This is a genomic window from Pseudomonas sp. PLB05 (genome assembly GCF_021106615.1).
GTDB classification, from domain to species: domain Bacteria; phylum Pseudomonadota; class Gammaproteobacteria; order Pseudomonadales; family Pseudomonadaceae; genus Chryseomonas; species Chryseomonas benzopyrenica.
This window is the reverse complement of sequence record NZ_JAJOHO010000001.1, coordinates 1,112,893-1,139,264: the sequence shown is the minus strand read 5'-3', so window position 1 is coordinate 1,139,264 and position 26,372 is coordinate 1,112,893. Positions and strand designations below refer to the sequence as shown.

General features: G+C 65.9%; 27 protein-coding genes, 1 pseudogene and 2 riboswitches. Of the genes and pseudogenes, 11 read left to right on the top strand and 17 right to left on the bottom strand.

Annotation, left to right across the window (positions count from 1 at the left end; all coding sequences use genetic code 11):
• Nucleotides 1-17: 17 nt before the first annotated feature.
• Nucleotides 18-728 carry a 6-phosphogluconolactonase gene (pgl, locus tag LRS53_RS05245; protein ID WP_231355191.1) on the bottom strand — a complete coding sequence of 237 codons (711 nt, stop codon included), beginning with the start codon at nt 726-728 and terminating at the stop codon, nt 18-20.
• Nucleotides 715-2,184: a glucose-6-phosphate dehydrogenase gene (gene zwf / locus LRS53_RS05240; RefSeq protein WP_231355190.1), complete on the bottom strand. Its 1,470-nt coding sequence runs from the start codon at nt 2,182-2,184 to the stop codon at nt 715-717. Before zwf ends, pgl begins: the two co-directional genes overlap by 14 nt.
• Nucleotides 2,185-2,348: 164 nt before the next feature.
• Between zwf and LRS53_RS05235 the strand changes: the two genes are divergently transcribed.
• On the top strand, nt 2,349-3,218 hold the full coding sequence (locus LRS53_RS05235) for a MurR/RpiR family transcriptional regulator (protein WP_017640513.1): 870 nt from the start codon (nt 2,349-2,351) through the stop codon (nt 3,216-3,218).
• Nucleotides 3,219-3,352: 134 nt separating this feature from the next.
• Here LRS53_RS05235 and LRS53_RS05230 read toward each other — a convergent pair whose 3' ends face one another.
• From LRS53_RS05230 to LRS53_RS05200, 8 genes and pseudogenes are all read right to left on the bottom strand, one after another.
• Nucleotides 3,353-4,402, bottom strand: coding sequence for an AI-2E family transporter (locus LRS53_RS05230; RefSeq protein WP_231355189.1), 1,050 nt, complete (start codon nt 4,400-4,402; stop codon nt 3,353-3,355).
• Nucleotides 4,403-4,525: 123 nt separating this feature from the next.
• Entirely contained in the window at nt 4,526-5,230 is a 705-nt protein-coding gene (locus tag LRS53_RS23795; RefSeq protein ID WP_442968483.1) for a methyl-accepting chemotaxis protein, read from the bottom strand.
• A 201-nt stretch (nt 5,231-5,431) separates the two neighbouring features.
• Nucleotides 5,432-6,118, bottom strand: a pseudogene (locus LRS53_RS23790) (cache domain-containing protein); the annotation flags it as partial.
• Nucleotides 6,119-6,269: 151 nt separating this feature from the next.
• On the bottom strand, nt 6,270-7,616 hold the full coding sequence (locus tag LRS53_RS05220; protein WP_231355187.1) for an ATP-binding protein: 1,347 nt from the start codon (nt 7,614-7,616) through the stop codon (nt 6,270-6,272).
• Nucleotides 7,613-8,278 carry a response regulator transcription factor gene (locus tag LRS53_RS05215; RefSeq protein ID WP_231355186.1) on the bottom strand — a complete coding sequence of 222 codons (666 nt, stop codon included), beginning with the start codon at nt 8,276-8,278 and terminating at the stop codon, nt 7,613-7,615. Before LRS53_RS05215 ends, LRS53_RS05220 begins: the two co-directional genes overlap by 4 nt.
• Nucleotides 8,279-8,554 carry a PepSY domain-containing protein gene (locus LRS53_RS05210; RefSeq protein WP_085984307.1) on the bottom strand — a complete coding sequence of 92 codons (276 nt, stop codon included), beginning with the start codon at nt 8,552-8,554 and terminating at the stop codon, nt 8,279-8,281.
• A gap of 20 nt (nt 8,555-8,574) precedes the next feature.
• The gene (locus tag LRS53_RS05205) at nt 8,575-8,883 is read right to left on the bottom strand and encodes a PepSY domain-containing protein (RefSeq protein WP_017640507.1); all 309 of its coding nucleotides are present in this window, start codon (nt 8,881-8,883) and stop codon (nt 8,575-8,577) included.
• Nucleotides 8,884-8,959: 76 nt separating this feature from the next.
• Complete coding sequence (locus LRS53_RS05200; RefSeq protein WP_231355185.1) at nt 8,960-9,217, bottom strand: DUF3253 domain-containing protein; 258 nt, start codon at nt 9,215-9,217, stop codon at nt 8,960-8,962.
• 81 nt (nt 9,218-9,298) lie between these two features.
• Between LRS53_RS05200 and LRS53_RS05195 the strand changes: the two genes are divergently transcribed.
• The 4 genes from LRS53_RS05195 to LRS53_RS05180 all read left to right on the top strand — a co-directional run bounded on the left by LRS53_RS05195 (nt 9,299) and on the right by LRS53_RS05180 (nt 13,215).
• Complete coding sequence (locus LRS53_RS05195) at nt 9,299-10,396, top strand: DNA topoisomerase IB (protein ID WP_160922522.1); 1,098 nt, start codon at nt 9,299-9,301, stop codon at nt 10,394-10,396.
• 286 nt (nt 10,397-10,682) lie between these two features.
• Nucleotides 10,683-11,417, top strand: coding sequence for a zinc ABC transporter ATP-binding protein AztA (gene aztA / locus LRS53_RS05190; protein ID WP_231355184.1), 735 nt, complete (start codon nt 10,683-10,685; stop codon nt 11,415-11,417).
• Nucleotides 11,414-12,283: a metal ABC transporter permease gene (locus tag LRS53_RS05185; protein WP_231355183.1), complete on the top strand. Its 870-nt coding sequence runs from the start codon at nt 11,414-11,416 to the stop codon at nt 12,281-12,283. The genes aztA and LRS53_RS05185 overlap by 4 nt, the downstream gene beginning before the upstream one ends.
• A gap of 11 nt (nt 12,284-12,294) precedes the next feature.
• Nucleotides 12,295-13,215, top strand: a complete 921-nt coding sequence (locus LRS53_RS05180; RefSeq protein WP_231355182.1) for a metal ABC transporter substrate-binding protein — start codon at nt 12,295-12,297, stop codon at nt 13,213-13,215.
• A gap of 304 nt (nt 13,216-13,519) precedes the next feature.
• Here LRS53_RS05180 and LRS53_RS05175 read toward each other — a convergent pair whose 3' ends face one another.
• The 4 genes from LRS53_RS05175 to cobW are packed head-to-tail and all read right to left on the bottom strand — an operon-like array spanning nt 13,520 to nt 20,032.
• Nucleotides 13,520-14,164, bottom strand: coding sequence for a vWA domain-containing protein (locus tag LRS53_RS05175; protein WP_231355407.1), 645 nt, complete (start codon nt 14,162-14,164; stop codon nt 13,520-13,522).
• 20 nt (nt 14,165-14,184) lie between these two features.
• Complete coding sequence (locus LRS53_RS05170; RefSeq protein ID WP_231355181.1) at nt 14,185-15,222, bottom strand: ATP-binding protein; 1,038 nt, start codon at nt 15,220-15,222, stop codon at nt 14,185-14,187.
• Nucleotide 15,223: 1 nt separating this feature from the next.
• Nucleotides 15,224-18,973, bottom strand: a complete 3,750-nt coding sequence (gene cobN / locus LRS53_RS05165) for a cobaltochelatase subunit CobN (protein ID WP_231355180.1) — start codon at nt 18,971-18,973, stop codon at nt 15,224-15,226.
• Nucleotides 18,974-18,979: 6 nt separating this feature from the next.
• Nucleotides 18,980-20,032: a cobalamin biosynthesis protein CobW gene (cobW, locus tag LRS53_RS05160; protein ID WP_331275289.1), complete on the bottom strand. Its 1,053-nt coding sequence runs from the start codon at nt 20,030-20,032 to the stop codon at nt 18,980-18,982.
• Between the two features lie 102 nt (nt 20,033-20,134).
• Nucleotides 20,135-20,366, bottom strand: a riboswitch (cobalamin riboswitch).
• Between the two features lie 58 nt (nt 20,367-20,424).
• Nucleotides 20,425-20,762, top strand: a riboswitch (cobalamin riboswitch).
• Nucleotides 20,763-20,848: 86 nt separating this feature from the next.
• On the opposite strand from cobW, the gene LRS53_RS05155 reads away from it, so the two are divergent.
• Genes LRS53_RS05155 through LRS53_RS05145 form a run of 3 tightly spaced genes read left to right on the top strand, consistent with a single transcriptional unit; the run spans nt 20,849 to nt 22,103 of the window.
• Nucleotides 20,849-21,040: a CbtB domain-containing protein gene (locus tag LRS53_RS05155; RefSeq protein WP_231355179.1), complete on the top strand. Its 192-nt coding sequence runs from the start codon at nt 20,849-20,851 to the stop codon at nt 21,038-21,040.
• A gap of 11 nt (nt 21,041-21,051) precedes the next feature.
• Nucleotides 21,052-21,729 (top strand): CbtA family protein, encoded by a 678-nt coding sequence (locus LRS53_RS05150; protein WP_231355178.1) that lies wholly within the window; start codon nt 21,052-21,054, stop codon nt 21,727-21,729.
• A complete protein-coding gene (locus tag LRS53_RS05145) occupies nt 21,729-22,103 on the top strand; it encodes a cobalamin biosynthesis protein (RefSeq protein ID WP_231355177.1) in 375 nt (124 codons plus the stop codon). The genes LRS53_RS05150 and LRS53_RS05145 overlap by 1 nt, the downstream gene beginning before the upstream one ends.
• Here the strand turns inward: LRS53_RS05145 and LRS53_RS05140 are convergent.
• The 3 genes from LRS53_RS05140 to LRS53_RS05130 form a co-directional block, all read right to left on the bottom strand.
• Complete coding sequence (locus LRS53_RS05140; protein WP_231355406.1) at nt 22,094-22,822, bottom strand: segregation and condensation protein A; 729 nt, start codon at nt 22,820-22,822, stop codon at nt 22,094-22,096. The genes LRS53_RS05145 and LRS53_RS05140 overlap by 10 nt on opposite strands.
• 110 nt (nt 22,823-22,932) lie before the next feature.
• The gene (locus tag LRS53_RS05135) at nt 22,933-23,562 is read right to left on the bottom strand and encodes an L-threonylcarbamoyladenylate synthase (protein ID WP_231355176.1); all 630 of its coding nucleotides are present in this window, start codon (nt 23,560-23,562) and stop codon (nt 22,933-22,935) included.
• The gene (locus tag LRS53_RS05130; RefSeq protein ID WP_017640492.1) at nt 23,559-24,431 is read right to left on the bottom strand and encodes a PHP domain-containing protein; all 873 of its coding nucleotides are present in this window, start codon (nt 24,429-24,431) and stop codon (nt 23,559-23,561) included. The genes LRS53_RS05135 and LRS53_RS05130 overlap by 4 nt, the downstream gene beginning before the upstream one ends.
• 60 nt (nt 24,432-24,491) lie before the next feature.
• Here LRS53_RS05130 and LRS53_RS05125 point away from each other — a divergent pair, with 60 nt between their 5' ends.
• The 3 genes from LRS53_RS05125 to LRS53_RS05115 all read left to right on the top strand — a co-directional run bounded on the left by LRS53_RS05125 (nt 24,492) and on the right by LRS53_RS05115 (nt 26,304).
• The gene (locus LRS53_RS05125; protein WP_064308855.1) at nt 24,492-25,076 is read left to right on the top strand and encodes a septation protein A; all 585 of its coding nucleotides are present in this window, start codon (nt 24,492-24,494) and stop codon (nt 25,074-25,076) included.
• A gap of 4 nt (nt 25,077-25,080) precedes the next feature.
• The gene (locus LRS53_RS05120) at nt 25,081-25,758 is read left to right on the top strand and encodes a response regulator transcription factor (RefSeq protein WP_017640490.1); all 678 of its coding nucleotides are present in this window, start codon (nt 25,081-25,083) and stop codon (nt 25,756-25,758) included.
• Nucleotides 25,759-25,869: 111 nt separating this feature from the next.
• The gene (locus LRS53_RS05115) at nt 25,870-26,304 is read left to right on the top strand and encodes a Spy/CpxP family protein refolding chaperone (RefSeq protein WP_231355175.1); all 435 of its coding nucleotides are present in this window, start codon (nt 25,870-25,872) and stop codon (nt 26,302-26,304) included.
• Nucleotides 26,305-26,372 lie beyond the last annotated feature (68 nt).

Here is a 26,372-nt window from a genome sequence, read left to right as displayed (position 1 = left end):
CAAAACTCAACTCCTCGTCAGGGGCACCAATAGACGACCAGGGGTTCGCGCAGGAACGCCTTGATCGGAGTGGCCAGCTCGTCGCCCTCGGCCAGAGCGGTTTCCAGTACCTGTCGCTTGCCCGCGCCCTGGACGGCGAGGATCTGTTGCCGCGCCCGGCTCAGATAGGCGCGGCTCAGGGTGATGCGGGTCTGGGGCGCGGACGGTGCCACGCCGGGGAAGCTCAGGCGTTCGCTGGCCGGATCCAGGGCCTCTTCCAGACCGGGACTGCCGGGGAACAGCGAGGCGGTATGGGCGTCGTCACCCATCCCCAGGACCAGCACATCAGGCGTACCCAAGGCGTCGCGGAGCCGGGCTTCGGTCAGGACCATGCCCTCCTGGGCAGTGGCCGCCGGGGTATAGAGATCGACGAATCCGGCCGCAGCGGCAGGTCCTTGGAAGAGGTGCTTGCGCAAGAGGCCGGCGTTGCTGTCCGGGTCATCGATGGGTACCCAGCGCTCGTCGGCCAGGGTGACCAGCACCTTGGACCACTCCAGGTCCGCCTGAGCCAGGCGTTCTAGGAAGGGCACCGGACTGCGCCCACCGGAAACGATCAGCAAGGCCTCGCCACGGGCCGCCAGAGCCTCGCGCAGCGCGGTGGTGACCGTCTCGGCCAACGCCGTGGCATGGGCCTCGCGGTCGGGCAATTCGCGCAGGGTCACGCCCTGCCCCAAGTCAGACGTCGCCATACCAGGATCTCCCGTCTCGTGCGATCAGTGCGATGGAGGTCAGCGGACCCCAGCTGCCGGCGGCATAGGACTTGGGCGAGTCGCCCATCTTCGACCAGCCATCCATCAGCTGATCGCACCATTTCCAGGCCGCTTCGATCTCGTCCTTGCGGACGAACAGCGACTGGTTGCCCTGCATGACTTCCAGCAACAGCCGCTCATAGGCATCCGGGGTGCGCAGATGCTTGAAGGTCTCGGAAAAATTGAGTTGCAGCGGACCGCTGCGGAGTTGCATGCCCTTGCGCAGACCCTGGTCCTTGCTCATCACCTGCAGCGAAATACCCTCGTCCGGCTGGATGCGGATGATCAGGCGGTTGCTGATCAGGCTGCGCTGCTCGGGGGCGAAGATATAGTGCGGTGGTTCCTTGAAGTGGATGACGATCTGCGACAGCTTCTGCGGCATGCGCTTGCCGGTACGCAGATAGAAAGGCACGCCCGACCAGCGCCAGTTGCGAATGTCGGCGCGGATGGCGACAAAGGTCTCGGTGCGGCTTTCGGTGTTGGAGTTGGGCTCTTCCAGATAGCCCGGCACCGGCTTGCCGTCGCTGTAGCCTGAGGTGTACTGGCCCAGGACCACGCGGCTGGCCAGCTGGTCGGCGGTAATCGGTTCCAGCGCCTTGAGCACCTTGACCTTCTCGTCACGGATGCTGTCGGCCGACAGATCCGCCGGCGGATCCATCGCGGTCAGGCAAAGCAGTTGCAGCAGGTGATTCTGCACCATGTCGCGCAACTGGCCAGCCTGGTCGAAATAGCCCCAGCGGCCTTCGATGCCGACCTTCTCGGCCACGGTGATCTCCACATGGGAGATGTAGTTCTGGTTCCACTGGGTCTCGAACAGGCTGTTGGCGAAACGCAGGGCGATAAGGTTCTGGACGGTTTCCTTGCCCAGGTAGTGATCGATGCGATAGACGCGATCCTCGGGGAAGAAGCGCGCCACGGCGTCGTTGACCACCTTGGAGGATTCCAGGTCGTAGCCGATGGGCTTTTCCATCACCACCCGGGTGCGCTCGCACAGACCGACGGCGGCGAGGTTCTCGCAGATGGCACTGTAGACCAGCGCCGGGGTCGCGAAATAGGCGGTCAGCGGCGAGGTCTCACCCACATCCTCGGCAAGTCCCGTATAGTCTTCGCGATTGCGGAAATCGATGGCGCGATAGCCGAGGCGACCACGCATCCGCGTCCATACCGTTTCGTCCCAATCGGCCTTGGGCACATAGTGGCGCAGGCGCTCCTCGATGTGCTCCAGCTGCTTGACCCCATCGCCCTGGTCACGCGCCAGCGCCATGATGCGGGTATCCTCGTGCAGTAAACCTTCACGATCCAGCTGATAAAGGGCAGGGAAAAGTTTGCGCAGGGCCAGGTCGCCCAACGCGCCGAAGATTGCCAGGGTACAGGGTAGAACTCGGACGCCAGCCATAAATATTCGTTCTTTTACTTAAAGTTTGAGATATTCCAGCACCATGATAGGGGAGCTGGGGCGATTCGCGTAGTCTTTATATTAAAAAATACGGCGCAGGGGTAACCTCGGCCCAAACCTTTTATAGCCTTAGGATAGAGGCACAACAACCACTAGGAGTTCTCATGGATCGTGCCAGCACCCTGCTGCAAACCATCCAGACCCGCATCGGCGAACTCAACCGTGCGGAGCGCAAGGTCGCCGAGGTCATCCTGCAGAATCCCCGGCAGGCCACGCGCTACACCATCGCGGCCCTGGCCCAGGCGGCGCAGGTCAGCGAACCCACCGTCAACCGCTTCTGCCGCTCCCTGGGCGTGAGCGGCTATCCGGAAATGAAGATCCAGCTGGCGCAGAGCATCGCCAGCGGCGCGGTCTATGTCAGTCAGGCGGTGGAAGCCAACGACGAATCCGAGGCCTACGCGGAAAAGATCTTCAGCAGCACCATCGCCTCGCTGGACAGCGCCCGCCAGCGGCTGGACGCCCGCACCGTCGATCGCGCGGTGGATCTGATGATCCAGGCGCGGCAGATCCACTTCTTCGGCCTGGGTGCCTCGGCACCGGTGGCTCTGGACGCCCAGCACAAGTTCTTCCGCTTCAACATGGCGGTGTCGGCGCATTCGGATGTACTGATGCAGCGGATGCTCGCGTCCATCGCCAGGACTGGCGATCTGTTCGTGATCATCTCCTATACCGGCCGCACCCGCGAACTGGTGGACGTGGCCAAGCTGGCGCGGGACAACGGCGCCTCGGTGCTCGGCCTCACCGCCAGCAATACCCCCCTGGCCAAGGTCTGCACCCACAGTCTGGACATCCCGTTGCCGGAAGACACCGACATCTACATGCCCATGACCTCGCGGATCATCCAGCTCACCGTGCTGGACATCCTGGCCACCGGCGTCACGCTCAAGCGCGGCGTGGATTTCCAACCGCACCTGCGCAAGGTCAAGGAAAGCCTGGTCGCGACCCGCTATCCCTCCGAGCCCGACCAGGGCTAGCGAGCAGCCAATAGAACAGACTGCGCGTCCGCCAGGCGGGCACGCGCCTGACAACCGCTCGCCAGCGCTTCGTCAGCCGCTCTCAAAGCGCCCAGCTCACTCGCGTGCTCCAGTTTCCCGGAGCACGCTGGCCGTCAGATATCGTCGCGGTGACTGAACAGATCCCAGGTGGACATGAACAGGGCGGCGATCAGCGGGCCGATGACGAAGCCGTTCAGGCCGAACAGCGACATGCCGCCGATGGTGGAGATCAACACCACGTAGTCGGGCATCTTGGTGTCCTTGCCGACCAGGATGGGGCGCAGCAGGTTGTCCACCAGACCGATCACCACCACGGCGAAGACGATCAGGATGACCCCTTTGATCACTGAACCGGTGGCCAGGAAGTAGATGGCCACCGGCACCCAGATCAGCGCTGAGCCGACCGCGGGCAGCAGCGACAGGAAGGCCATCAGGGTGCCCCAGAGTACAGCGCCCTGGACGCCCAGCACGCCGAGGATGAAGCCGCCCAGGGCGCCCTGCACCACGGCAACGATGATGTTGCCCTTGACCGTGGCGCGCACCACGGCGGTGAACTTGGCCATCAGGCTGCGCTTGTGCATGTCGCTCAGCGGAATGGCCTTGCGGATCAGCGCCACCAGTTGCGAACCGTCGCGCAGGAGGAAGAACAGCAGATAGAGCATCACGCCGAAGCCGATCAGGAACTGGAAGGTGCCCTGACCAAAGCTGAAGGCCTGGGTGGCGACGAACTGGCTGCCCTGCATGGCACCTTCGGAGAGTTTCTCGCGAATGCCGTCCAGGTCACCGGCGCCGAAGCGCTCCAGCACGCCACGTACCGAATCCGGCAAGGCGCCCCAGATCTGCTGATAGTACTGACCGAAGTTGAGCTGACCGCTGCTGACCTGCTGGTACAGCAGCGAGCCTTCCTGCACCAGGGAAATGGCGATGAACACCACTGGCAGGATGACGATCAGCAGGATCACGAACAGGGTGCAGAGCGCCCCGAGGTTGCGTCTATTGTTGAAGCGGCGGACGAACCAGCGCTGCAGCGGGGCGAACAGGATGGCGAGAATGGCGCCCCAGAACACCGCCCCTAGGAAGGGCGTGAGGATCCAGACGAAGGCTAGGGAGACCACTACCAGCAGGATCAGGAACGTCTTGTTTTCCAGCCGAGCACTTTTCATTGGCTTTCGCGATTCCACACAAGGATGACAGGCCTTGCTTAGAGCCTCGGAAGCCGTGGGGTTCCCATAAGCACCCCCAACTCGACCCGAAGAGGCGCGCCGGCGTGGCCGGCGCGCCCGGGATCATACGCGAAACTGACGAACCAGGCCGTCCAGGCGATCGCCCAGGCCGACCATGCCGGCGGTGTTGCGCGCGCCTTGCTGGGCACCCTGGGCCATGCTGTCGACCGCACTGGCGATGGTGTGGACGCTGCGATTGACCTCTTCGGCCACCGCCGTCTGCTCCTCGGCGGCACTTGCGATCTGGCTGTTCATGGCGTTGATGGTGGCGATCAGCTCGCTGATCGCGGCCAAGGCGGTACCTGCCTGCTCGGCCTGAGCCGTAGTGGCCTCGCCCATACCGCCCGAGCGTTCCATGGCCCCGACCGCGCGGCCGGTAGCCTGTTGCAGGCGATCGATCATGGCCTGGATTTCCTGGGTGCTCTGCTGCGTCCGGCTGGCCAGGGCTCGTACCTCGTCGGCGACCACGGCGAAACCGCGACCGGCCTCGCCCGCCCGAGCCGCTTCGATGGCAGCATTGAGGGCCAGCAGATTGGTCTGCTCGGCAATGGCGCGAATCACGTCGAGCACGCCGACGATGGCGCCCACGTCCTGCTTGAGGCCATCCAGGGACACGCTGCTCTGGCGGACCTCCTCGACCAGTTCGTGAATGCGCGCAACGCTGGTGGCAACCGTCTCGCGGGCCAGCCGACCTTTCTCCTCGGTCTGACGGGTGGCTTCGGAGGCCTGCAGGGCACTGCTCGCCACTTCCTGGGCCGCCGCGGACATCTGGTTGATGGCGGTGGCCACCTGGTCGGTTTCGCTGCGCTGGCGCTGCATGTCGCGATCAGTGCGCTGGGCCTGCTGGGCGACGTCGTCGAGCAGACCGGTGAACTGGTGAGTGATGTCGACGACCTGGGCGATGGTGCCCTGGATGCGATCGACGAAGCGATTGAAGGCGGCGGCGAGTTCACCGATCTCGTCACGCCCGTTGACCGGCAGGCGGCGGGTCAGATCGCCCTCCCCGGCCGCAATGTCGTCGAGATTCTCCCGGATCTGCGCCAGAGGCCTGAGGGTGCGGGCGGCAAACAGCTGCGCGACGATGCCGATCACCACCAGCAGCACGCCGGCCACGCCGAAGATCAGCCAGAGCTGGTCCTGGGTGCGCTTGGCGACCTGCTGGGCCACGGCAGCGACCTCGGCCTCCACGCCATCCAGATTCACCGCCGAGCCGATCACCAGATCCCATTTGGGCAGGTAGTCGGTGTAGGCGAGTTTGGGCACCAGCACGTCCTTGTTGCCGGGCAGCGATGAGCTGTAGCGACTGAAATGCGAGCCATCCTTGCCGACCCGAACCAGTTCCTGGTTGAGGTAGACGCCAGCCGGGTCGCGGTTGTCCTTGAAGCTCTTACCGATGCCGGCCGGGTCGTTGCCCTTGAACAACCGGACGACGTTCGAGTCGTAGCCGAAGATATAGCCGTCCTTGCCATAGCTGATGGCCGACAGCAGGCGGATGGCCTCCTTGCGCGCCTCGGTATCACCATCAGCGGCCTTGTCGTACAACGGCTTGACCACGGTCACGGCCGTTTCGACGGTATTCTGCAGGGCGCTGCGACTCTGCAACATGAGCCGCTCGCGGGCATCGGCGATATCCTTGGCTGCCTGCGCCTGGAACACCCAGTAGGACAGGCCGCCCAGGACGACAGTGAAGAGGCAAACGGGCAGCACTGCCAGCAGGGTGACTTTCAGTTTCAGGCTCACGGGGTTCTCCTTGGTCGCAAGAGCTCAGGGCGTTATCGACCCCTTGCCCACAAACTTGACCGCAGAGTCATCTCCCGGACGAATGCCTGGTGCCGGCACCAGGCAATGGCAGACGGATCACCACGGCGAGACCGCCCAGCGCCGCGACCTCTAGCGCCAGGGTTCCACCGCAGCTGTCGACGATGTCCCGAGCAATCCCCAGGCCCAACCCATGCCCCGCCACCGCCTCATCCAGACGGGAGCCCCGGTCCAGAATGGCCTCGCGCTCCGCTTCCGGCACACCGGGTCCATCGTCTTCGACCCGGATCAGATAGCCCCCCTTATCCTGCGCCACCTCCAGCCGGACCTGCCGATCCGCCCACTTGCCGGCGTTGTCCAGCAGATTGCCGAACAGCTCCAGCAGGTCTTCACGGTCCCAGGGCAGCCGAAGCCCTACGGGCAGTTGGCAGTCGAAACTCAGGTGCTCGCCATGCAGCCGATTGAGCAGCACGCAGAGCTCGCGCAGCTCGGCGACGTCCAGATGAGCACCCGGCAAGGCCTCGCCGGCCAGTCGGGCACGGCGCAGCTCTCGCTCCAGCCGTTCGCGAATGCGCGCCAACTGCTCGCGCAGGCTGTCGCGCTGCTCCGGCAACCCCTGCAATTCCGGCCGCTCGGCCAGGCTGGTGAGCACCGCCAAGGGCGTCTTGAGCGCATGGCCCAGATTGCCGATGCCATGCCGTGCACGCTTGAGGCCTTCTTCGGTATGGCGCAATAGCGCATTCATTTCCGCCACCAGCGGCGCGAGTTCGGTGGGCACGCTGGCGTCCAGCGTCGAGCGGCGGCCCTGGTGCAGCTGGGCGATCTGCTCGCGCACCTGCTCCAGTGGACGCAGCGCCCGACGCACGATCAGCCGCTGCAGCAGCAGGACCACCAGCAGGGTCGCCAGGCCCAACAGGGCGCCGAAGGCGAGGATACGCTGCAGGTTGGCCAGCAAGGGGTTGTAGTCGTCGGCGACCGTGACCTGCACCGTCTGGCCATAGCGCTGGTAATCAGCGCGGTAGGTGAGCAGGCGCTGGCCACTGGGACCGTCCGCCAGGGTATCGCTCAAGCCATTGCCGGGCGGCGCTTCCAGTTGCGCATCCCATAGCGAGCGCGAGCGCCAGCGGATATCCAGCGCCGGGATCTCGATCAGGAAATAGCGGCCCGACAACGGCCGGGTGTAGAGGCTGCCCAGGCGTCCCTCGTCCAACTGCAGGCCATGGGGGCCGCGTACCAGGGCAGCGAGCAGATTTTCCGTCTCGCCGCGTAGCCCGGTTTCCAGATAGCGGCGCAGGGCATGATCCACCAGCCAGGCGCCGCCGAGTACCAGCACCAGACCGGCCACCAGCAGGATGGCCACCAGCCCGACCCTGAGGTGGGTCTGGATGGATCTCAATCGACACCACCCAGGCGATAGCCCTGACCGCGACGGGTCTCGATGACGTCCCGCCCCAGCTTGCGCCTCAGGTGATTGACGTGCACCTCGATGACGTTGGAATCCCGCTCGCTCTCGCCGTCATACAGGTGATCGTTGAGTCGCGTCTTGGACAGGATCTGGCCGGGATGCAGCAGAAAACAGCGAAGCAGGCGAAATTCCGCCGCGCTGAGGGCGATAGTGTCACCGCCACGGACCACGCACTGGCGCGCCTCGTCCAGCGCCAATCCCCCGGCTTGCAGCAGTGGCTGATTGGCGACGCCACGCACCCGCCGCAGCAGCGCGGCGATCCGCAGGCCCAGCTCTTCGGGGTGAAAGGGCTTGGTAAGGTAGTCATCGGCGCCCGCCTTGAGGCCATCGATGCGTTCGGCCCAGCTGTCGCGCGCCGTCAGGATCAGCACTGGCGTCGCCAGCGCGGCGGCGCGCCACTCTCCGAGCACCTCGAGGCCTGGCCGACCTGGCAGGCCCAGGTCGAGAACGATAAGGTCATAGGGCTCCTGGGCACCCTGCCAGGCGGCGTCGCGGCCATCGGCCAACCAGTCGACGGCGTAACCCTGGCGCGAGAGGAACGCCGCGATCTCGTCGGCCAGGGCCACATCGTCTTCCACCAGCAGCAGGCGCATCTAGTCGTCCACCTCGTCCTTCAGGATGGCGCCATCCATCGCGCCGATTTCCAGTTCACGGACCACATCGCCAACGAGGATCTCGATCTCGTAGCGATACTGGCCGTCTTCTTCTTCCAACTCGGCTTCCAGCAGCCGGGCCTGGGGGTAGCGTTCGTTGACCCGCTGCAGCAGGGTCTCCAGGGGCCGGATCACCCCCTCCTTGCGCAGCCTGAGGGCCTCGTCCTGATCCAGGTCGCGGGCCTGAATCAGGGGAGAGACGCCGCCGAGCAGGATCAGCCCGGCAAGGACGACGGTCAGTCGTCGCGCTGATTTTTCAGGACTTCGCCAGTGGTGGCGTCGAGTTCCAGATCCCATTTCACACCTTTGGGGTCACGCAGTTCCAGTTGGTAGATGTAGCGGCCATATTCTTCTTCCAGTTCGGTCTCGTGGGTGGTCGAGCCCGGGTGCTTGGCGATGGCGGCCTGGTTGAGCACCTCGAAGCTCTTGATCTTGCCGCTGTCACGCAGCTTGAGGGCTTCGTCGGGGCCGAGGTCGCGGGCCTGGGCGACGCCCACACCGGTGAGCAGGAGGGCGGCGGTCGCGAGGGCGGTGAGCTTTTTCATGAGGATTCTCTCTCTGGTTGCTGTTCGATCTGGGTCCAGAGTAGCGATCCGCCATTAATCGAAACTTAAACGCCGCTTAAGCCAAGCTTAATCGGATCGGACCGCGCCAGGGCACTTCAGTGTCCAGGGATTCGCCCTTTTGCGTCACCCGCAGTCGACCTTCGCGAGCCAGTTCCCGTGCCGTGTCGCGCAAGGGCTCCATCAGCGGTCGCCAGTCCGCGGCCAGGCCTCGTGCCACTTCCGAGGGGCAAAAGGTCGTGCCCGGACGACACGCCTGGGCCTTGGCCAGCAAGGCGTCGCGCAGCTGTACGTCGGTCGGCTTGGGTGCGGTCATGAGAACCTGGTCCCTTTTCCTGGAGTCCACCGTTTCGACCAGGAAAACGTCGGTGCAGTCATGACCTCTCGCTCGAAAGTAATGCAACGCCTCGCCCAGACCGACTTGCCCATCCCCGCCGATGAGCGTGACGATACCGGAACCGCCCTCTGTACCCCCCTGCCGCCCGATCTCAACTACGTCGATGACAATCAGGCCGGCCTGAGCCGCCGCAAGCTGCGTGGCAAGTGGGCCTACTTCACGCCCGAGGGCGAACGCATCCGCGATCAGGCGGAAATCGAACGCATCAACAAGCTGGCCATTCCGCCGGCCTATACCGATGTCTGGATCTGCTCGGACGCCAATGGCCATCTGCAGGCCACCGGACGCGATGCCCGCGGGCGCAAGCAATATCGCTACCATCCGCGCTGGCGCGAGATCCGCGATACCGACAAGTATGAGCGGATGCTGGCCTTCGGGCAGGCCTTGCCCAAGCTGCGGCAACGGGTGGAAGAGGATCTCGCTCGGCGCGGCCTGTGCCGTGAGAAGGTCATGGCCACGGTCATCAGTCTGCTCGATGCCACCCTGATCCGGGTGGGCAATGCCCAGTACGCCAAGAGCAACAAGTCCTATGGGCTCACTACCCTGCGCAACCGGCATGCCGAGGTGCACGGTAATACCATCGCCTTCCACTTCCGTGGCAAGAGCGGTGTGGAGCATGACATCAAGGTCAGCGATCCGCGGCTGGCACGCACCGTGAAGAAGTGTCTGGAGTTGCCTGGCCAGCACCTCTTCCAGTACGTGGATGGCGATGGCGAACGCCATACCGTGACCTCATCCGACGTCAACGCCTACCTGCACGAGCTGACCGGTGCGGATTTCACCGCCAAGGACTATCGCACCTGGGCCGGCAGTGCCCTCGCCCTGGAAGCCCTGCGCGAATTGCGTTGTGAAACCCAGACCGACGCCAAGAAAGAGCTGGTGGACATGGTCAAGGCGGTGTCCCGCACCCTGGGCAATACCCCGGCGGTATGCCGCAAGTGCTACATCCATCCAGGCGTGCTGGATGCCTTTCTGGCCGGTGACCTCTGCACCCTGCCCAAACCGCGCAAGCGCAAGGGGTTGAAGGAGGAGGAGGTCCTGCTGCTCAACTTCCTGCAGCGGCTGGAACAGCGGATGGCGGAAACCCAGGCGGCTTGACGGAAAGAGGCGGTTCGCTCCGCCTCTGGTTATCGCGGTGCGCCATCGTTGGTAAGGGTCGCTCCAACGGTCCTGACGCCTAGGTGTCTCGCTGCAAAAGTGGCCCTGACGACCTGATGACGAATCAATATTTGTTATGTTATAACTTTTGCATCGTTATCCAAGGCTCGATCATGGCATCCCCGCGCCCTTCTCTGCTGCTGCTCTCCGTACCCGCTCGTCTGTCGCTCGCCTGCATTCCTCTGGTCGCTCTGTGGCTGGCTGTAAGCTGGGCGGTCGCCCTGCCATGAGCGCCGCCATCGAACTCCAGGATCTGACGCTGGCCTATCAGCGGCATCCAGCCATTCATCATCTCAGCGGGTGCTTCCGGACCGGCAGTCTGACCGCCATCGTCGGTCCCAATGGGGCGGGCAAGTCCACCCTGCTCAAGGCCATCGCCGGCACCCTGCGACCGATCAGCGGCCGGGTCAACCGGGCAGTGCCGCAACGCCGTCTGGGCTATCTGCCCCAGGCCGCGGAGATCGATCGCAGCTTTCCGCTCAGCGTGCTGGAAACCGTGGTGCTGGGCGCTTGGCGTGGTTTGGGCCTCTGGCGCGGCGTCACCGCTGCCCACCGGAAGGAAGCAACAGAGGCGTTGCAGGCCGTAGGCCTCGAAGGCCTGGCGGATCGCCTGGTCGGCGCCCTGTCTTCTGGCCAGTTCCAGCGGGTGCTGTTCGCGCGCTTGCTGCTACAGGACGCGCCCGTGCTGCTGCTGGACGAGCCCTTCACCGCCATCGACGCCCGCACCACCGCGGATCTGCTGACCATCGTAAGGCGCTGGCATGGCCAGGGCCGTACCGTGATCGCCGTGCTGCACGACCTGGAGCAGGTCCGTCAGCACTTTCCCGAAACCCTGCTGCTGGCCCGGGAAGCCATCGCCTGGGGCCATACCGACCAGGTGCTGATCACCGAGAATCTAGCCCGCGCCCGCAATCTCGCCGAACACTGGGACGCCCATGCGGGGGTCTGTGAACGCGCATGACCCTCTATCAACTCCTCTTCGAACCCTTCGTCGAATTCGGCTTCATGCGCCGTGCCCTGGTGGCCTGCCTGGCCCTGGCGCTGGGCGCCGGTCCGGTGGGCGTTCTGCTGATGCTCAGGCGCATGAGCCTGGTGGGCGATGCCATGAGTCACGCCGTGCTGCCGGGTGCGGCGCTGGGCTTCATGGTCGCCGGGCTGTCGCTGCCAGCCATGGGCATCGGCGGCATGCTCGCCGGACTGCTGGTGGCCGGACTCGCGGGTCTGGTCAGCCGCTTCACCAGCCAACGCGAAGACGCCAGTTTCGCCAGCTTCTACCTGATTTCCCTGGCTGCCGGGGTGCTGATCGTCTCGCTGCACGGCTCCAGTGTGGATCTGCTGCACGTGCTGTTCGGCACCATCCTGGCCATCGACGCCACGGCGCTCTACCTGGTCGCCGGCATCGCCACCCTGTCGCTGGTGGTGCTGGCGGTGATCTACCGGCCACTGGCCCTGGAATGCTTCGACCCGGGCTTTTTGCGTGCCGTGGGTGGCCGTGGCTCACTCTATCACCTGCTGTTCCTGCTGCTGGTGGTGCTCAACCTGGTCGCCGGCTTCCAGGCCCTGGGCACCCTGATGGCAGTGGGCCTGATGATGCTGCCGGCCACCGCCGCGCGCTTCTGGGCCAACAGCCTGCCCGGCCTGATGGCGGTGGCCAGTCTGATCGCCAGTCTCAGCGGGCTGGTCGGCCTGGTGCTGTCCTACCACCTCGGCTGCGCCTCCGGCCCCGCCATCGTGCTCACCGCCGGTGGCTGCTATCTCCTATCCCTGCTGCTCGGCCGTCTGGGGCTCTATCGACGGCTGCGTCCCCGCCCTCATCTCACCCATTGAAAGGAGTCACCATGAAATCCCTGTTTTCCCTGGGCGCTGCCCTGCTGCTCGCCGCCGCCGGCCAGGTACAGGCCGCACCGGTCAAGGCTGTCGCCACCTTTACCGTGATCGCCGACGTGGTCAAACAGGTCGGCGGCGACCAGGTCCAGGTCACCTCCCTGGTCGGTCCCAATGGCGACCCCCATGCCTACGAACCGACGCCCACGGATGCCCAGGCGCTGAAACAGGCCGATGTGGTCTTCATGAGCGGCTTGCACCTGGAAGGCTGGATGGATCGCCTGATCAAGGCTTCCGGCCAGGCACGTCCACCAGTGGTGCTCAGCGAAGGGATCAAGACCCGCGAAATGGCGGAAGACGAAGATGAACACGGCCATGCTGACCATGATCACGACCATGGCGGTATCGATCCCCATGTCTGGAACAACCCGCTCAACGTGGTCGTCTACACCCGCAACGTGGTGAAGGCGCTGTCCGAGGTGGATCCGGCGGCTGCCGCCACCTTCAAGGCCAACGGCGATCGCTACATCGCCGAACTGGAGGCCCTGGATCGCTATGCCCGCGAGCAGATCGGCCAGGTGCCCAAGCAGCAGCGCAAGGTGCTGACCTCCCATGACGCCTTCGGCTACTTCGCCGATGCCTATGGCGTGACCTTCATTTCGCCGTTGGGCCTGTCGACCGAGGCCGAGGCCTCCGCCCAGGACGTCGCCAAGCTGATCCGCCAGATCAAGCAGGAGCACGTCGCCGCCTACTTCTTCGAGAACTCCAATGACCCGCGCCTGGTGCAGCAGATCGCCAAGGCCAGCGGTGCCCAGCCGGGCGGCGAGCTCTATGTGGAGGCCCTGTCACCCGCCGATGGCCCGGCGTCCACCTACGCAGCCATGTTCCGCTACAACGTGGATACCCTGGTCAAGGCGATGAAGGGCGGGCATTGAGGCCCGGGGTCTTTCGGTAGGTTGGGCTGAACGTAGCGAAACTCAACAGCGCGAGAGCCGAGTCCCCTCACGTTGGGCTTCGACAGTGGAGCCGTCTCAACCCAACCTACGCCGGACCGGTAGGTTGGGTTGAGCATAGCGAAGCCCAACAGCGCGAGGGTCGAGCCCCTGCCTGCTAGGCTTCGACGATGGAGCCGTCTCAACCCAACCTACGCCGGACCGGTAGGTTGGGTTGAGCGGAGCGAAGCCCAACAACGCGAGGGTTGAGCACCTTCGCGTTCGGCTTCGACGCGAGACTGGTCACCTAAACCACCGGCACCTCTTCCAGGTGCCGGTATTTCGCACCCAAGCGCCGGGCCAGCTCCGCTGCCCGTCCCAGGCGCAGCGGTCCCAGTTCGATATCCAGCACCCGGATGGGGCAGTCCGGTATGGCCAGCCCCTCCAGCTCACGCAGGCGCCCGTCGGTGACCAGCAGCAACCGGCATTCCTCGCCCGGACGCTGCCGCCGCCGAGTCTTCAGCCAGTCATGAGCTTCCGCCAGCCCCGCCAGCAAGGGCGTACCGCCCCCTGCGCCTAGCTGCTCCAGCCAAGCCTGCAACGCCTGACCGCTGCGTTGCCCCTGGAAGGACCATTCGGGTCGTTCCCCTGCTGTCTGCAGCACAGCGACGCTGACCCGCTGGCGGTAGGCCTGCTCGAACCAGTCGGCCAGCAGGCCCTTGGCCTGGGTCAGGGCACCGTGGCGGCGGGTGGAGGCGGAATGATCGAGGATCACCAACCAGAGCTGTGCCGGACGCCGACTGCGCGGCTGGCGCAGGAGATCACCGGCGCGCCGCGGACGACCGCGGAGCAGGGTCGGCACCCAGGCGATGGCACCTTCCGTGCCCGACGAACGAGCGCCGTGGCGACCCCCAGTGGCCTTGCCGGTCCCGCTTCGGGCATCGCGATCCAGGGTATGGGACGATCGGATGCCTAGGGCTTTTTTGCCTCGCCCAACCGGCGTCTGGGGCCCGATGCCACAGGCTCCGCTGCCAGGGCGCCCCAGCCATCGTCGCCTGAGGGCTCGACGTCACCCTGTCCTTGCTGATCACTTTTCCCTCGCTCCGAAGGGCCAGAGAGCAGTCTTTCCTGTAGGGGTGGTATTAAAGAGGTTGAATCTTTTATGTCCCGTCGCCGATGGCGCAGGGCGAAATCGGCGACGGCAATGATATCCGCGTGTTCGATCAGCGCGGCATCGCGCCAGGCGGCATGGGCCCGGGCGGCGCGCAGCCAGACCAGGTCGGCGCGCAGGCCATCGACGCCGGCTTGGTGGCAAGCCGTGGTGATGGCCTCAAGGGCCGCCTCATCCAGGGGAATGCTGCCAAGGCGTGCACGGGCCTGGGCGCAACGCTCGCGCAACTGCGCCTGATCGAACGCCCATTGAGCGACAAAGGCCGCGGGATCGCTGTCGAACGCCAGGCGTCGACGCAGGATCTCGGCCCGCTCAAGAGGTGCCGGCCGGCTGTCCAACGCCAGGGCGAAGCCGAATCGATCCAGCAACTGGGGGCGCAAGTCGCCCTCCTCCGGATTCATGGTGCCCACCAGCAGGAAACGGGCGGCGTGCTCATGGGAGATGCCGTCCCGCTCCACCCGGTTGACACCGCTGGCGGCCACGTCCAGCAGCAGGTCGACCAGGTGATCCGGCAGCAGATTGACCTCGTCGACATAGAGCACGCCCCCATCCGCCGCCGCCAGGACACCCGGCGCGAAGCGCGCCCGGCCCTCGCCCAGCGCAGCGTCCAGATCCAGAGTGCCGACGATGCGTTCCTCGCTGGCACCCAGCGGCAAGGTGATGAAAGGACCGCCACCGAGCAGGTCGGCCAGCCCGCGAGCCAGGGTGGACTTGGCCATGCCGCGCGGCCCCTCGATCAGTACGCCGCCGATGCGGGGATCTATGGCGTTGAGGCACAGCGCCAGCTTCAGGGGCTCGGCGCCGACCACGGCGGCCAGGGGAAAGACGGGGGCGGTCATCTCAGGCTTCATCCATATCCATCAATAGCTGTTCGAGGGCGTCGCGGTAGTCGCCTGGTTCCTGCCAGAGCCCACGTTGCTGGGCTTCCAGCAGGCGCTCGGTCATGTCGCGCAGGGCCTCGGGGTTGTGGCGTTCGACGAAGTCGCGGGTATCGGCATCGAGCAAGTAGGCATCGGCCAGTTGCCGGTACTGGTGATCCTCCACCAGCTCGGTGGTGGCGCCGAAGCCGAACAGATAGTCCACGGTAGCGGCCATCTCGAAGGCGCCCTTGTAGCCGTGGCGCTTCATGCCGGCGATCCACTTGGGATTGGCCGCCCGGGAGCGCACTACCCGCCCCAGCTCTTCCTTGAGGGTACGGATCCTGGGCAGATCGGCCTGGGCGTGGTCGCCGAAGTAACTGGCGCGACGCTGGCCGCTCAGGGTCTCGGCCGCGGCCAGCATGCCGCCCTGGAACTGGTAGTAGTCGTTGGAATCGAGCAGGTCGTGCTCGCGGTTGTCCTGGTTCTGCAGCACCGCTTGCAGGCGACCCAGGCGGCGCGAGAAGTCGTCACGGGCGGCGGTGCCGTCATCCTGGGCGCCATAGGCGTAGCCGCCCCAATTGAGATAGGCCGTGGCCAGCTCGCTGCGCTCCTGCCACTGGCGCTCTTCCACCGCACCCTGGACACCGGCGCCATAGGCCCCGGGCTGGGCGCCGAAGATGCGCCAGCCGGCCTGACGCCGCGCCAGATCGGCGGCGGTACCGGCCGCTTCCAGGACCGCGCGCTCGCGGCGCACCTGGGCAGCCAGGGGGTTGAGATCGTCCGGTTCGTCCAGCGCGGCGACCGCCTGGACCGCGGCATCGAACAGCCGTACCAGACCGCCGAAGGCGTCGCGGAAGAAACCGGAGATGCGCAGGGTGACATCCACCCGCGGTCGATCCAGCAGCGACAGCGGCAGGATCTCGAAATCCTCCACCCGAGCGCTGGCGGTCTGCCATACCGGACGCACGCCCAGCAGCGCCATGGCCTGGGCGATGTCGTCGCCGCCGGTTCTCATGGTCGCGGTGCCCCAGACCGAGAGGCCCAGTTGGCGCAGGTGATCGCCCTCCTCCTGCAGATGACGCTCCAGCAGCAGATTGGCCGACTGCCAGCCGAGGCGCCAGGCGGTCATGCTCGGCAGATTGCGCACATCTACGGAAAAGAAGTTACGCCCGGTGGGCAGGACGTCCAGCCGGCCGCGACTGGGGGCGCCGCTGGGTCCGGCAGGAACGAAGCGCCCGTCCAGGGCCGCCAGCAGGCCGCCGATTTCCGCCGGTCCACAGGCGTCCAGCGCCGGCGCCACCTGGGCGACCAGGTGCTCCAGTACCGGGCGGGTCGCCGGCAGTTCGGCCAGCGCCATTGGCAAGGGTTCACCCTCCACCGTTGCGGCGACCAGGGCAAGCGCCAGCAACTCGAGCCGCTCGCGCGTATCACCCAGGGTCCGCCAGGCTTCGGTCGAAAGAGCCATCAGGCACGGCGGACGCGGTCCCTGCCATGGCTCGCCGAGATCGGCGGCCAAGGGATCGAACGCCAGCTGCAGATCCTTGGCCAGCGCCCGCAGGAGACTGGCATTCCCGCCCTGGGCATCGCCCCGGGGGATGCGCAGTAGGGCGACCAGAGTATCCCGCCGCAGCTGCCCGGTGGGCGACTCGCCGAACACATGGAGGCCGTCGCGGATCTGGGATTCCTTGAGATCGCAGAGATAGGCGTCCAGTTGCGGCAGCCAGCTGTCCGGGTCCTCGGTGATCACCAGCCCCAGTTCGCGATCCAGGGCCGTTTCGCGCACCAGTTGCAGGATCTCGCCGCGCAATTCGGTCGCGCGTCGCAGGTCCAGCAGGCTGGCGTCATAGTATTCGTCGGCCAGGCGCTCCAGGTCACGCAGCGGCCCGTAGCTTTCGGCGCGGGTCAGCGGTGGCATCAGGTGGTCGATGATCACCGCCTGGGTGCGCCGCTTGGCCTGGGCACCCTCGCCCGGGTCATTAACGATGAAGGGATAGACGTTGGGCAGCGGTCCGAGAATGGCATCCGGCCAGCATTCCTGGGACAGGCCCACGCCCTTGCCCGGCAGCCACTCCAGATTGCCGTGCTTGCCCAGATGCACCACCGCCTGGGCGCCATAGGCCTCGCGCAGCCAGAAATAGAAGGCCAGGTAGCCATGGGGCGGCACCAGCGAGGGATCGTGGTAGACCGCCGCCGGATCGACGTCATAGCCGCGCGCCGGCTGGATACCGACGAAGGTCAGGCCAAAGCGCACCCCGGCTACCATGAGCCGACCGCGCCGATGCATGGGATCGGCCTCGGGCGCCCCCCAACGTTCCGTCACCGCCTGCTGCAAACTCAGCGGCAGGCGGGCGAACAGCGCCTGGTAGTCATCCAGCGCCAGGCTCTGTAGGGCTGGGCGCAGATCACGCAGGGCGCTGTCGTTGGTCACTCCACCAAGCAGGCGCTCGATCAGGGCGGTACCGCTCTCGGGCAGATTGGCCACTGGATAACCGGCCGTCTGCAGGGCCTGAAGCACCTTGAGTGCCGCTGCCGGGGTATCCAGGCCAACGCCGTTGCCGATACGCCCATCGCGGGTCGGATAGTTGGCCAGGATCAGGGCGATGCGCTTGTCCGCCGCCGGACGCCGCGCCAACTCGATCCAGCTGCGCGCCAGCCGCGCGACGAAGGCCATGCGCTCGCCATCGGCCTGGTAGTTGACCACGTCGCTCTGACTGCGCTCGCAGCGCCAGGCCAGCCCCTTGAAGCTGATCGGCCGGGTGATGATGCGCCCGTCCAGCTCCGGCAGGGCGATGTGCATGGCCAGGTCGCGGGCACCGAGCCCCTGGGGGTTCTCCTGCCAGCGTTCGCGATTGTCCTGGGCGCAGATGGCCTGGAGTACCGGCACCGGTCGGCGGAACGGCGTGAGATTCGGCCGCTCCGGACTGGACTGGGCGAAGCCGGTGGTATTGAGAATCAGCGCGGTGTCGGTCTCGTCCAGCAGCCGCTCGACTTCCGTCAGGCAGGCCGCCTCCTTGAGGCTGGCCACGGCGATGGGCAGCGGATTCAGACCCTGGGCTTCGAGTTGCGCGCAGAAGGCGTCCACGAAGGCGGTATTGGCCGACTGCAGATGGGTGCGGTAGAACAGCAGCGCCGCCGTGGGCCAATCCGCTCGCCAGCGCGGGCGCCAGCCATCCAGGCCCAGTCCTTCGGGCTGATAGACCGCCACCCGCGGCAATTCCTGTGGCGGCTCGTAATGGTATTGGGCATCCAGGCACTCGGTGGCCAGGCAGTGCAGGAAATCCCGGGCATTGCCCAGGCCGCCCTGGCGCAGGTAGCGCCATAGTCGCTCGGCCAGCTCGGGCGCGACCGTCCCCAGGGCCATCAGCTCTGGATCAGGACGATCGCAGCCGGGCACCGCGATCAGGGTCAGCCCCCGCGCGGCCAGTTCGGCGAGGCGCTCCATGCCATAGCGCCAGTAACCCTGGCCGCCATGCAGGGAGATGAACACCACCCGCGCCTGGCTCAGCACCTCCTCGACATAGAGGTCCACCGAGGCGTGGTTCTGCAGCTGCATGGGATTGGCCAGGCGCAGGCTGGGATAGCCGGCATCCAGGGTACGGGTCGCCTCGGCCAGCAGCGCCAGGTGCGAATCGCCACTGCAGAGCACGACGATCTCACCCGGCGTCTGCGCCAGATGGGCGATGCCGTCGTCCGGGACGAAGCCGCCCGGCTGGGTACGCAGCAGATGCATCTGGCGTCAGGCGACCGCGGCGCGCAACTGGGCGGTGATCGCCGCCTGGTCCAGCTCCTGGCCGATCAGCACCAACTGGGTGCTGCGGGTCTCGCCGGTCTTCCAGGCACGGTCGAAATGCCTGTCGAAGCGGGTACCGACCCCCTGCACCAGCAGTCGCAGCGGCTTGCCGGCAATGGCCGCGAAGCCCTTCACCCGCAGCACGCCATGGCTCTTGACCACCTCGGTCAGCGCCGCCAGCAGGGTCGCTTCCGCCACCTCGGGCAGGTCTACGCCAAAGGAGTCGAATTCATCGTGGTCATGGTCTTCATGACCTTCGAGGTCATGGTGGGTCGGACGGCTGTCGATATGGGCCTCGGATTCGGCTTGCAAGCCCAGCAGCACCGACAGGGGCAGCACGCCACGACTGGCTTCCACCACCTTGACCGCGGGCGGCAACTCTTCGCTCACCTCGGCGCGGACCCGGGCCAGGGCCTCGGCGTCCAGGCCGTCGGCCTTGTTGAGGATCACCAGGTCGGCACTGGCCAGTTGATCTTCGAACAACTCGTGCAGCGGCGATTCATGGTCCAGGTTCGGATCCTGGCGGCGCTGGGCATCCACCTGCTCGGGATGGGCGGCGAAGGTACCGGCCGCCACCGCGGGACTGTCGACCACGGTGATCACGGCGTCCACGGTGCAGGCGTTGCGGATCTCCGGCCACTGGAAGGCCTGCACCAGGGGCTTGGGCAGCGCCAGGCCACTGGTCTCGATGAGGATGTGGTCGATGTCGCCGCGACGCGCCACCAGCTCCTTCATCACCGGAAAGAACTCTTCCTGCACGGTGCAGCACAGGCAGCCATTGGCCAGTTCGAAGACGCGCCCCTGGGCCTCTTCTTCGGTACAGCCGATGCTGCACTGGCGGAGGATTTCGCCATCGATGCCCAGCTCGCCGAATTCGTTGACGATCACCGCGATGCGGCGGCCTTCGGCATGGTCGAGCATGTGCCGCAACAGGGTGGTCTTGCCGGAACCGAGGAAGCCGGTAACGATGGTGACGGGAGTCTTGGCCAGGGTTTTCATGGGCTGCCCTTAGAAAGAAAGCGAAAAAAGACGGGCAGGCATGCCAGGCGCTCGCGCAGCGGCAAGGCCCTGGTGGCAGCCCGGATCACCCCGCCCGGTTGCGTATGGAAAGCTAGCGAGGCAGGTCTCCTGGCTCACGGCGCCCTACTCCGGCCTTCCCGCGTGAGCAGTGGCCTTAAAGCTTGTTCATCATTTCGCGAGCTAGCGTCAACTATGAACAGGCTCTGTGGAGAGGCTGAAGATGCCGCTTACAGTTGCGGGGGCAGCCGCGGTGTCGCACCGCGTTCCCTTTCAAGCTCTTGCGGACAAGAGCACCTCGAAGCCCGACAGGCTACGAGTGCCCCGCCGGGGTGTCAATCGAACAGGCTTGACCGTCGGACGACCCGCGTGGTCTGCTCGCCCCTGCTTCAGGTGTCGCGACTCCGCCAGGGGTCGCGGTGAAACGGGAAGCCGGTCCAAGTCCGGCACTGCCCCCGCAACGGTAGACGAGCGCAGGATCACGATGCCACCCGGCTGGCAAGCTTGGGGAAGGCGATCCTGGTAGTCGTACGGGAATGCGGTCTTGCGCGAGCTAGCACCTGGCAAGGCGGAACCCTGCAAGGAAGCGCAATTTACCGAGAGTAGATGAGCACTCCGCGAAGGGCTTCAGCGCAGCCAGGCCGACGCGCAGCCAAGACCGCACCTTGAGACCCTCGTGAGTCCGGAGACCGGCCTGTCGCTTTCAAGCAACCCGCGGTGGGCGGTCGTGCTGGACGGCGGCCGCCTGCGGTTCGCTGCCTCGGCGCGTCCCTGCCGCTTCGACTCCGAGGCCTTGCCATGACCGCTACCCGCTCGACGACCGCCCTGCCCCAGCCTCATACCCATACCCGCGCCCAACGCCTGACCGCTACGCTGCTCACCTGCCTGCTCGGCCTGGGCCTGGTGTTCCTGGCCGGTTTCTCCCATGTCGAGGCGCTGCACAACGGCGCCCACGATACCCGCCACAGCGAAGGCTTCCCCTGCCACTAGAGGAGTTCGTCATGTTCCAGCGTATCGCCTTCAGTGTCGGCGTGGCCGGGCTGCTCGCCGCTCTGTTGCTGAGCATCTTGCAAAGCGTCTGGATGACGCCGCTCATCCTCCAGGCGGAAACCTACGAGGTCCAGACCGAAGCCCCGGCCATGGCCGAGCACCAGGATCACGGCGAGGAAGAAGCCTGGGCCCCGGCAGATGGCTGGCCGCGCACCCTGTCGACCTTCGGCGGTAACCTGGTGGTGGCTGTGGGTTTCGGCCTGGTGCTCGCCGGCCTGTTCAACCTGCGCGCGCCGAACCGGACCTACCAGGGCCTGCTGTGGGGGCTGGCCGGCTACGCCACCTTCTGCCTCGCGCCGAGCCTGGGCCTGCCACCGGAGCTACCAGGCACGGCCGCGGCGGACCTCACCCTGCGCCAGGCTTGGTGGATAGGCACCGTGGGCGCTACCGCAGCTGCCCTCGCCCTGCTGGCGTTCGCCCGCCACCCGGGCTTCAAGATCGCCGCTCTGGGCCTGCTGGTCATTCCCCATTTGCTGGGAGCGCCCCAGCCGGTCGCGCATGAGAGCCTGGCGCCACAAGAACTGCAACGGCACTTCCAGATCGCCGTGCTGGTGAGCAACCTGCCCTTCTGGCTATTGCTAGGCCTGGCGTGCAGCTGGCTGTTCCGCCGTCAGGAGCCGCAAGGCTGATGGCGCTGGTCCTGGGCTTGGGTTGCCGTCGGGATTGTTCGGTGGAGGAGCTTGCCGAGCTGGCGCAAGAGGTAATGCAGGAAGCCGGCTGCGACCACGCCGCCCTGACCGCCTTGGCGACGGTGGCCAGTCGACTCGAAGAACGCGGACTGCGCACCCTCGCCCAACGCTGGCAGCTGCCTTTACAGGGCTTTCCCGCTGAACGCCTGGTGCAAGAACGCGGCATAACCTCAGCCAGCAAGCGGGTATTGCAGCATGTTGGCAGCTCCAGTGTCGCCGAAGCCGCGGCCCTGGTGGCGGCCGGTGAAGGCGCCCGCCTGTTGGTGAGCAAACGAAAGAGCGCGGCGGCAACGGCAGCCTTGGCCTACGCCTGAGACGCCGCTTGCGCGTCGGCGTCGCTGACCCGGGCGCGGACATGGATGGGGCTGAAGGGCTCGTTCTGTACCAGTTCCACCAGGGCTTCCTTGACCAGCTCGAGGATCGCCATGAAGGTCACCACCACGCCAAGGCGCCCCTCATCCAGGGTGAAAAGCGCCACGAAGGGCACGAAGGCGCCATCCTTGAGGCGCTCCAGCACCTGACTCATGCGCTCGCGGGTGGACAGGACCTCGCGGCTCACCTGGTGACTCTCGAACAGATCGGCCCGGCGCAGGACCTCACCCATGGCCAGCAGCAACTCGCCCAGCTCCACCTCGGGCAACAGCTTGCGCGCCCGTGCCTCGGGCGCCGGCAAGGTGGGCACCACGAAGTTGCGGCCCTCCCGCGGCAGATCATCGAGCTCCTCGGCGGCCTTCTTGAAGCGCTCGTACTCCTGCAGGCGGCGGATCAGTTCGGCGCGGGGATCCTCCTCCTCGGCTTCCAGGCCTTCGGCGCGCGGCAACAGCATGCGCGACTTGATCTCCGCCAGCATGGCGGCCATCAGCAGGTACTCGGCCGCCAACTCCAGCTGCACCGCCTTCATCAGCTCGACATAGCTCATGTACTGCCGGGTGATCTCGGCGACCGGGATGTCGAGGATATTGATGTTCTGCTTGCGGATCAGATAGAGCAGCAGGTCGAGCGGCCCTTCGAAAGCTTCGAGAAAGACCTCCAGCGCATCCGGCGGGATATAGAGGTCCTGGGGCAGTTCGGTGAAGGCCTCGCCATAGACCAGCGCCAGGCGCAGCTGCTCGGGTTCGAGCAGCTGGGGATCCAGGGCTTCGCTCATGCTTCGATCATAAAGGGCGTCGGATCCCCGGCACCGACCCTGATCACTTCCGGTTCGTCGGCGGCCAGGCTGATGACGGTCGATGGCTGCAAACCTCCCGGTCCGCCTTCGATCACCAGGTCGACGAAGTGCTCGAGACGCTCGCGGATCTCCCAGGCATCGCCCAGGGCTTCGTCATCCCCCGGCAGGATCAGGCTCACGCTCATCAAGGGTTCGCCCAACGCCTCCAGCAGCGCCAGGGTGATGGGATGCTGGGGCACCCGTACGCCAATGGTGCGCCGCTTGGGGTGCAGCAGCATGCGCGGCACCTCGCGCGTGGCGTTAAGGATGAAGGTGTAGGGGCCCGGGGTATAGGCCTTGAGCAGCCGGAAGGCGCTGGTATCCACCTTGGCATAGATGCCCAGCTCGGAGAGATCGCAGCACACCAGGGTGAAGTTGTGCTTGTCGTCGAGCTGGCGGATGCGGCGGATGCGCTCTACGGCGCTCTTCTCGCCGATACGGCAGCCCAGCGCATAGGACGAATCGGTGGGATAGGCGATGACGCCACCGGACTGGATGACTTCCACGGCCTGACGAATCAGCCGCGGCTGGGGATTCTGCGAATGAATCTCGATGAACTGGCTCATTGGGGTTCCCGATTCTGAGGGTACAGCGGTTGACTGAAGCGCGCCCAGAGGGGCGGCAGATCTTCGGGCAACGGACGGTACATGCCCAGGTCCGACCAGTCGGCCGGCGCATGGAAATCGCTGCCCGCACTCACCATCAGACCGAATTCCCGCGCCAGAATTGCCAGGGTGCCGACCTGCTCGGCCGGCTGCACGCCATTGACCACCTCGATGGCGTGGCCGCCGCCGGTGACGAATTCCCCGATCAGCTTGCGCAGCTTGGTGCGGGTGAAGCCATAGGCCAGCGGATGGGCCAGACTGATCCATGCCTTGGCGCCCTTCAGGGTCGCCAGGGTCTCGGCCAGGGTCGGCCAGTGCTGCTTGACGTCGCCGAGCTTGCCGCCGCCCAGCCACTTGCGAAAAGCCTCGCCACGGTCTTCGACAAAGCCCGCCTGCACCAGGTATTCGGCGAAATGCGGCCGGGCCGGCGCATTGCGACTGTCGCCCAGGGCCAGCTGCACCGCCCGGGCGCCGTCCAGGGTGCCGGGCATGCCCTTGGCCGCCAGCCGCCGGTCGATTTCCCGAGCGCGCTCCCAGCGCCCTTCGTGCAGGGCTTCCAGCGCGGCGTTCAACTCAGGCGCCTCGGGGTCGAAGTTGTAGCCCAGCACATGCAGGGTCGCGCCGCCCCAGGTGCAGGACATCTCGATCCCGGAGAGCAGGCGCAGCCCCAGGCCATCCGCGGCTGCCAGGGCTTCGGCATAGCCATCCAGGGTGTCGTGGTCGGTGATGGCCAGCAGTTGCACCCCGCGCTCATGGGCGCGTCTGACCACCTCGGCGGGCGCGAAGGCGCCGTCCGACGCGGTGGTATGACAGTGCAGGTCGATACGCATGGCTTTCTCCTCCGGCTTCATCAGGTATTATGCCGCGATGCACTGCTATCGGCTGCGTTAATGAAACAATTCATCGATTTCATCCCCCTGCTCCTGTTCTTCCTGGTCTACAAGCTCGATCCGCGTCCGGTGGAGTTCGCCGGGCACGCCTTTACCCTGGGCGGCATCTTCAGTGCCACCGCGGTCCTGATCATCGCCTCCCTGGTGGTCTACGGCGCGATCTTCGCGACCCAGCGCCGGCTGGAGAAGAGTCAGTGGCTGACGCTGATCGCCTGCCTGGTGTTCGGTGGCATGACCCTGGCGTTCCATAGCGAGACCTTCCTGAAGTGGAAAGCGCCGGTGGTGAACTGGCTGTTCGCCCTGGCCTTCCTGGGCAGTCAGTTCATCGGCGACAAGCCGCTGATCCAGCGCATGCTGGGCCACGCGGTGCGACTGCCGGCCCCGATCTGGACGCGGCTGAACATCGCCTGGATCATTTTCTTCATCGTCTGCGGCTGCGCGAATCTCTACGTGGCCTTCACCTACGAAAGCTTCTGGGTCGACTTCAAGGTCTTTGGCAGTCTGGCGATGACCCTGGTATTCATGCTCGGTCAGGGCCTCTATCTGGCGCGCCATCTGCAACCCATGGATGAACCGCGAGACTGATCCCATGAGTCAGATACTGCTGATCGACGACGACCAGGAACTGTGCGACCTGCTCGGTGCCTGGCTGAAACAGGAAGGCTTCGAGGTCACCGCCTGTCATGCCGGCAGCGACGCGCGCATCCAGTTGCGCGAGGCGACACCGGACGTGGTGGTGCTGGACGTGATGCTGCCTGACGGCAGTGGCCTGGAATTGCTCAAGCAGCTGCGCAGCGATCATCCGCAACTGCCCGTGCTGATGCTGTCGGGACGGGGCGAACCGCTCGACCGGATCCTCGGCCTGGAGCTGGGTGCCGACGACTACCTGGCCAAGCCCTGCGATCCGCGCGAACTCACCGCCCGCCTCCGAGCCATCCTCAGACGCAGTCATCCGGCCCAGCCCGCGGCCCGCCTGCAGCTGGGCGACCTGTCGCTGAGTCTGGCGCGCGGCGTCGCCAACATCGGCGAAACCGAGATCACCCTGACCCTCACCGAGAGTCGCATCCTCGAAGCCCTGCTGCGCCAGCCGGGCGATCCCCTGGAAAAGCAGGCCCTGGCCCAGGCGGCCCTGGGCCGCAAGCTGACCCTCTACGATCGCAGCCTGGACATGCATGTCAGCAATCTGCGCCGCAAGCTCGGCAGCCATGCCGACGGTCGTCCGCGCATCCTGGCGCTGCGGGGCCGCGGCTACTACTACAGCGTCTAGCCCACCGCGCAGCCTTTACCCCCTCTTTACGCCCGCTGACCGCCACTGACTCCCCCGCTCCTAGACTGGGCTCATCCGGTGTTGCACCGGTCATCCCAAGGAGATTTCCCGATGCGCAAACTCATGCCCGCCGTGCTGTTCGCCGCCCTGCTGCCGACCCTGACCCTGGCCGCTACCCAGGACAGCACCGACATCACCCCGCCGCCCCACGGCAAGCTGATGGATGGCGGTCCGCGTGGCGACGGCCCCCTGCGCGGTCTCAAGCTGACCCCCCAGCAACGCGAGCAGGTCGGCAAGCTGATGGGCGAGGAACGCCAGCAGCAGCGCGAGATCGTCAAGAGCTACCTCGACAAGCTGCCCGAGGATCAACGCAAGGCTCTGCACGATCAGCTGGATGGCAATCGCGACAAGACCCGCCAGTCCATTCGCGCCCTGCTCAAGCCCGATCAGCAGAAGCGCTTCGACGAAATGGAGAAGAAGCGTGAGGATCGCGCCAAGGAGTGGGCCGAGTTCCAGCAGTGGAAGCAGGACCACAAGTCCTCCTGATCCCCGATCGCTGCGCCGATGGTCCTCGGCGCAGCGTCTGACTAAGAATCTGCCCAAAGTCTCGCGAG